7 protein-coding genes are annotated in these 5,714 nt (G+C 36.6%); 1 reads left to right on the top strand and 6 read right to left on the bottom strand.

Annotated elements, in window-relative coordinates:
• Window positions 1-40 precede the first annotated feature (40 nt).
• On the bottom strand, window positions 41-1,111 hold the full coding sequence (locus H5072_RS10450; protein ID WP_182693491.1) for a DUF3083 family protein: 1,071 nt from the start codon (window positions 1,109-1,111) through the stop codon (window positions 41-43).
• Between the two features lie 218 nt (window positions 1,112-1,329).
• Here H5072_RS10450 and glnS point away from each other — a divergent pair, with 218 nt between their 5' ends.
• Window positions 1,330-2,988 (top strand): glutamine--tRNA ligase, encoded by a 1,659-nt coding sequence (glnS, locus tag H5072_RS10445; RefSeq protein WP_024596870.1) that lies wholly within the window; start codon window positions 1,330-1,332, stop codon window positions 2,986-2,988.
• A 274-nt stretch (window positions 2,989-3,262) separates the two neighbouring features.
• Here glnS and fur read toward each other — a convergent pair whose 3' ends face one another.
• The 5 genes from fur to H5072_RS10420 all read right to left on the bottom strand — a co-directional run.
• A complete protein-coding gene (fur, locus tag H5072_RS10440) occupies window positions 3,263-3,706 on the bottom strand; it encodes a ferric iron uptake transcriptional regulator (protein WP_002962922.1) in 444 nt (147 codons plus the stop codon).
• 186 nt (window positions 3,707-3,892) lie between these two features.
• Window positions 3,893-4,420, bottom strand: coding sequence for a flavodoxin FldA (gene fldA / locus H5072_RS10435; protein WP_007586856.1), 528 nt, complete (start codon window positions 4,418-4,420; stop codon window positions 3,893-3,895).
• A 14-nt stretch (window positions 4,421-4,434) separates the two neighbouring features.
• A complete protein-coding gene (gene ybfE, locus H5072_RS10430; RefSeq protein ID WP_002962928.1) occupies window positions 4,435-4,713 on the bottom strand; it encodes a LexA regulated protein in 279 nt (92 codons plus the stop codon).
• A gap of 2 nt (window positions 4,714-4,715) precedes the next feature.
• On the bottom strand, window positions 4,716-4,937 hold the full coding sequence (locus tag H5072_RS10425) for a DUF2788 domain-containing protein (protein WP_002962930.1): 222 nt from the start codon (window positions 4,935-4,937) through the stop codon (window positions 4,716-4,718).
• Window positions 4,938-5,032: 95 nt separating this feature from the next.
• A partial coding sequence (locus H5072_RS10420) for an alpha/beta fold hydrolase (RefSeq protein WP_182693490.1) occupies window positions 5,033-5,714 on the bottom strand: 682 nt, incomplete at its 5' end.

Here is a 5,714-nt window from a genome sequence, read left to right as displayed (position 1 = left end):
AAGGCCCGCATATGCGGGCCTTTTTGTTATTGAAGTAAATTTAGAACGGATAACTAATATGCTGAAAAAAGCGTACAGACAAATCTTGTCGTTGCTTATTTATGGCCAGCTCGTTACATAATGCATGAATTGTTTTCTCTACTTGGTTCATAAAGCGGCCATAACCAATTTCATGTTTATCCTGCTGCGTTGCGACAATAACAAAATGTAGTGTTTCTACTAATTTTGTTGCTTCATAAAAATACTTAATTTGATTTTCATTTGATTCAACATCAAAACTCAACTTTTGTAACTCTGCATTACCTTCATTTTTATCTATTTTACTGTTTCGGACAATGGGTATTGCGCCATTAGCTAGCATTGCACCGTGTGTTAGTTTGTTTTGTTCACATGCGCGTTTAAAACTATCTGCAAAGTAATCATAAAACTTTTCCACATCGTTATTGTTCACCATTGTTTGAAACTGTGTTTTGATGGCCCGAGAAACCGCAATGGTAAATGTTGCGTAAGTCATTTCAGCATAGTCACTAGGAATATTACATTGCCTTGATTGATAGCGAGGGAAGAGGCTTCTGAGTTTATATCCATAACTCTCTTTATTTCCCTTATCTTTAGCAAATAAATCGTAAGTTAGATGCTGGTGATCGCGAAGTTTAAATTGGGGCTGATTTATAAATAACTGTTCTTGTAAAAGGGTCAATACTTTTTGTACTCTATTGTGAAACAAAGCTGAGTTTGCACGTAAGTCTTCACCCGTGGCTAAAAACAAGAAACGTATTTTCTTACTTTTTATATCTGATGAGTAATAAATTTTATGTGCTTCGTGATAACGAGGATTATAAAAAAACAACATCTGCTTGTCGGTTTCTAGTTGATATGACTCATCATGAAAGCGTACAACCGGTAGTTTATCGTTTGCTAATAAATGTACATTATGCAGTTCATACTCATCACAACATGCAAATAATTGACGCGCAATACGCTCGTAGCAACAGTTTATAGTGCTAAAGCTATTATAAAATGCTTCATTAGGTATTATTTCAGCCAATAAATAGTGGTTAGCGCGTGCATTAGTTGGAATATATACACGGTGTTGATTAAGTGTCGCCATCTTAGAATCCTTATAAAGTAGGTTATTTAGCTACTATAATTGGCTTTGATGACCTAAATGTTGCGTTAAAACAAATTTTATTCATAAACAATTGAACAAGTGGATTAAAGTTAATCAATATCTAAAATAAACCTTAATCTATTGCTGTATGTTAGTGTATGTTTTTGTAATAATGCATTAGTTTTGTTATTACGTAATATTTAGAGGATCACACTCCTATGGCGGAAATTGAGAATCGCCCAAGTAACTTTATTAGAACCCGAATTGATGAAGACTTAGCAAGTGGCAAACATGCGACAACGCATACACGTTTTCCACCTGAACCAAATGGTTTTTTACATATTGGCCATGCCAAATCAATTTGTTTGAATTTTGGTATCGCAAAAGACTACAACGGTTTATGTAACCTACGTTTTGACGATACAAACCCTGAAAAAGAAGACATTAACTACGTTAACTCTATTAAAGAGGATGTACAGTGGTTAGGCTTTAATTGGGATGGCGACATAAAGTATTCTTCTAACTATTTTGATACTTTATATGGTTACGCAGTAGAGCTTATTGAAAAAGGCTTAGCGTACGTTTGTTTTTTAACTGCAGACGAAGCACGACAGTACCGTGGTACATTAAAAGAGCCAGGTAAAAACAGTCCTTATAGAGATACTTCAGTTGAAGAAAACCTAGCGTTATTTGAGAAAATGCGCGCTGGCGAATTCAAAGAAGGTGAATGTGTACTGCGTGCTAAAATTGATATGGCAAGCTCATTTATGGTGCTTCGCGATCCAATTATTTACCGTGTACGTTTTGCTCATCATCATCAAACAGCTGACAAGTGGTGCATTTACCCAATGTATGACTTCACTCACTGTATTTCTGATGCGCTTGAAGGTATTACACATTCATTATGTACATTAGAGTTTCAAGATAACCGTCGTTTATACGACTGGGTACTTGATAACATTAGTTTAGAGTGTCACCCACAGCAAATTGAGTTTTCGCGCTTAAATCTTGAATACACTATTATGTCAAAGCGTAAGCTAAATGATCTAGTAGTAAATAACTATGTAGAAGGGTGGGATGACCCTCGTATGCCTACTATTGCAGGTTTACGTCGTCGTGGTTATACACCAGGTTCAATCCGTGAATTTTGTTTGCGTATTGGTGTAACAAAACAAGAGAATATGGTTGAAATGGGCATGCTTGAAGCCTGTATCCGTGAAGACTTAAACGAAAATGCACCACGTGCAATGGCTGTACTCGATCCTGTTAAAATCGTTATTGAAAACTACGATGCAGATAAAGTTGAAACTTTATCAGTGGCTAATCACCCAAATAAAGAAGAAATGGGGCGTCGTGATGTTCCATTTACTCGTGAAATCTATATTGAACGAGAAGACTTTAAAGAAGAAGCGAATAACAAATTCAAACGTTTAGTACTTGATAAAGAAGTACGCTTACGTGGTGCTTATGTTATTAAAGCGCAGCGTGTTGAAAAAGACGAAAATGGCGAAATCACAACTATCTTTTGTACTTACGACAGCGAAACACTTGGTAAAAACCCAAGTGATGGTCGTAAAGTAAAAGGTGTTATTCATTGGGTTTCAGCACCAGAGTCTATTAGTGCAGAAGTTCGTTTATACGACCGCTTGTTTAGCGTACCAAATCCAGCAGCTGCAGAGGAATTTGAAACTACGCTAAACCCGGAGTCACTGGTTGTTTTACCTAATGCTAAATTAGAACCATCGCTTGCTAATTCACAAGCAGAGCAGGGCTTTCAGTTTGAGCGTACAGGTTATTTCTCTCGTGATTCTAAATCAGAGAACGTTGTATTTAATCAAACAGTGGGTCTTCGCGATTCATGGTCTAAAACTCAATAAGTAATACCAATTCGCTTAATTAAGTGATCTATTTTGAGGCTGGAAAAACGTGTTGATAGCTAGGCAAAAAATTCGCTATTTAGTTGTTCTAAATGAGCATTTTTTAACGCAGGTAGCGACACGTTTAGCCCCGCGAAATGATTAAGTATTATTGCGGATTGGTATAATACTTAAAATATACCCAGGATTTACTGGGTATATTCAATATTATCGTCTTTTAGGCACAAAAAAAACCTGCATTTAGCAGGTTTTTTTATTGCTTTTAAAAGCGATATTAGCTGTTAGCGTCGCTAAATTCTTTACACGCTGCTTTATCATTACACTCACCGTATAAATACAAAGAATGGTTTGTAAGAGTAATACCATTTTCTTCAGCAATTTCTAGTTGACGACGCTCAATCATGTCATCTTCAAACTCTACCACTTTGCCACATTTCAAACATACTAAATGATCGTGGTGAGTGCTTCCAGAAAGTTCAAATACTGATTTTCCGCCTTCAAAGTGATGACGGCTTACAATACCCGCATCATCAAATTGGTTAAGTACGCGGTATACAGTTGCAAGACCAATTTCTTCACCTAGATCCAAAAGAATTTTGTAAACATCTTCAGCACTGATGTGTTGGTTATCTGGAGATTGTAAAATCTCTAATATTTTAATACGCGGTAAAGTTACTTTTAAACCGGCTTTTTTAAGTTCCAAGTTATGATCAGTCATTAAATCTGTCTCAATTTTATTTGGTTATACTAGACATCTTGCAAAGATGTACACGACACATTAGCAACAAACAGGATAACGTGCCTAAGCGTTAAGTGCAAAGAACAATTGATATATATTGCCACTAAAGCTTAAAACGCTAACTGTTTGATAATTATTTAAACAGCTAGCGATATATGCAGTAAATTAGTCAGCTAATTCACTTAAACACATTTCTTCATATACTTGAGCAGACCATGCTTTAACACGTTGTTCTGTAAGCTCTGGTTGACGGTCTTCGTCGATACCCAAACCTACAAAGTGCTTATCATCAGCCATACCTTTAGACGCTTCAAAGTCATAGCTTTCACTTGGCCAATGGCCCACAACAATAGCGCCACGTTCAGTAACAATATCGTTGATCATGCCCATTGCATCTAAAAAGTACTCAGCGTAATCTTCTTGGTCACCACAACCAAAAATAGCAACAAGTTTACCTTCAAAGTCTACTTCCTCAAGTTCTGGAAAAAAGTCATCCCAGTCACATTGAGCTTCACCGTAGTACCAAGTAGGGATACCGAATAAGATTAAATCAAATTCAGCAATCTCTTCTTTAGAGCTTTTTGCAATATCATGAACAGCCACTAGCTTTTTACCCAATTCTTTTTGGATCATTTTTGCTACGTGTTCTGTGTTACCTGTGTCACTTCCGAAAAAAATGCCTACACTTGCCATGGATTTAAAACCTTTTATGTATCAATAGCCAATCTTTCTTGTAAAATCGTTTCAATCAGCGCACTGCGGCTAATATTTTGTGCATCTGCCATATCACTCAATGCTTGATATAACTGCGATGAAACTTTAAATTCAACACGCTTTAAACCACGTGCTTTATCTCTTTTTATTTGATTACGTTTATTTACCTTTAACTGCATATCCCGAGAAAGGGGATTGGTTTTAGGTCTGCCTGGGCGTTTTTCGTATTCAAATAAATCGAGTGTAGTTCTATCTGTTTCTGACTTCGCCATGCTTAACCTACACCTGCGCCTTGCCAAAATACTTGAATAAGCCCTTTAGCAATAAAGCCTGAACAACCTAAAAAGAGCACGCCCCAAACAATGTATTGTCCGAACTTTGGTACATTGCCACTTTTTAGTACGTCTTTAATTGCCATGCCGATGAATATGAAAATACCGGCTAAGCCAAAATACAACCCTAGGGTATCAAATTCGTTAATTAACTGACTGACCATCAACGTATAACCTTTAAATTAAACGGCGCGTACTATAGCATATAAATATTCATATATTTAGTGCGCTGAATTAAAAACACGCGATTAAAATTGCTTTAAACCGCAGTTAAAAAGTCATTTATCGCTTTATTAACAGCAAGAGGCTTTTGAGCATGAAGCCAATGACCTGCGCCATGAATAATTTTAGCCTTGGTGTTTTTAAAGCGTGCTGTAATTGCAGTACGATGCTCGGGCAATATATAGTCAGAATCATTACCTTTGATGAAAAGAGTATCGCATAAACAAGAATTGTTTTCATTAACATTGGACGTGATTGTCGAATATTTTTCGTCAAGCACATTTAGGTTAAATCGCCATGCAAAATGACCTTCTTCATTTTTAGCGAGGCTTTTAAGTAAAAACTGTCGAACCCCCAGCTCTTCAATATAAGGCTGCATAATTGCATCAGCTTGCTTTCTATCGTCTATTGACTGCGTTGAAACTGCTTTTAATGCTTGTAATATTTTTGTGTGGCGAGCAGGGTAACTAACAGGTGCGATATCAAGTACAACCAATTTATTTACCAGTTCAGGGTGTGTTAGTGCTAATTCCATTGCGACTTTCCCACCCATAGAATGCCCAACTAAATGAGCTTTATCTATGTTTAAATGTGCTAATAACTCGACAATATCTTGAGCCATTGCAGGGTAGTTCATTTCATCACTATGAGGAGAAAGCCCGTGGTTGCGTAAATCAACGTTAATAACATTAAAGTGTTCACTTAATGGTTTTGCGATT

This window comes from Pseudoalteromonas sp. SR45-5, assembly GCF_014163565.1.
In the GTDB taxonomy this organism is placed as follows: Bacteria; Pseudomonadota; Gammaproteobacteria; order Enterobacterales; family Alteromonadaceae; genus Pseudoalteromonas; species Pseudoalteromonas distincta.
This window is presented reverse-complemented; position numbering and strand designations above follow the sequence as displayed.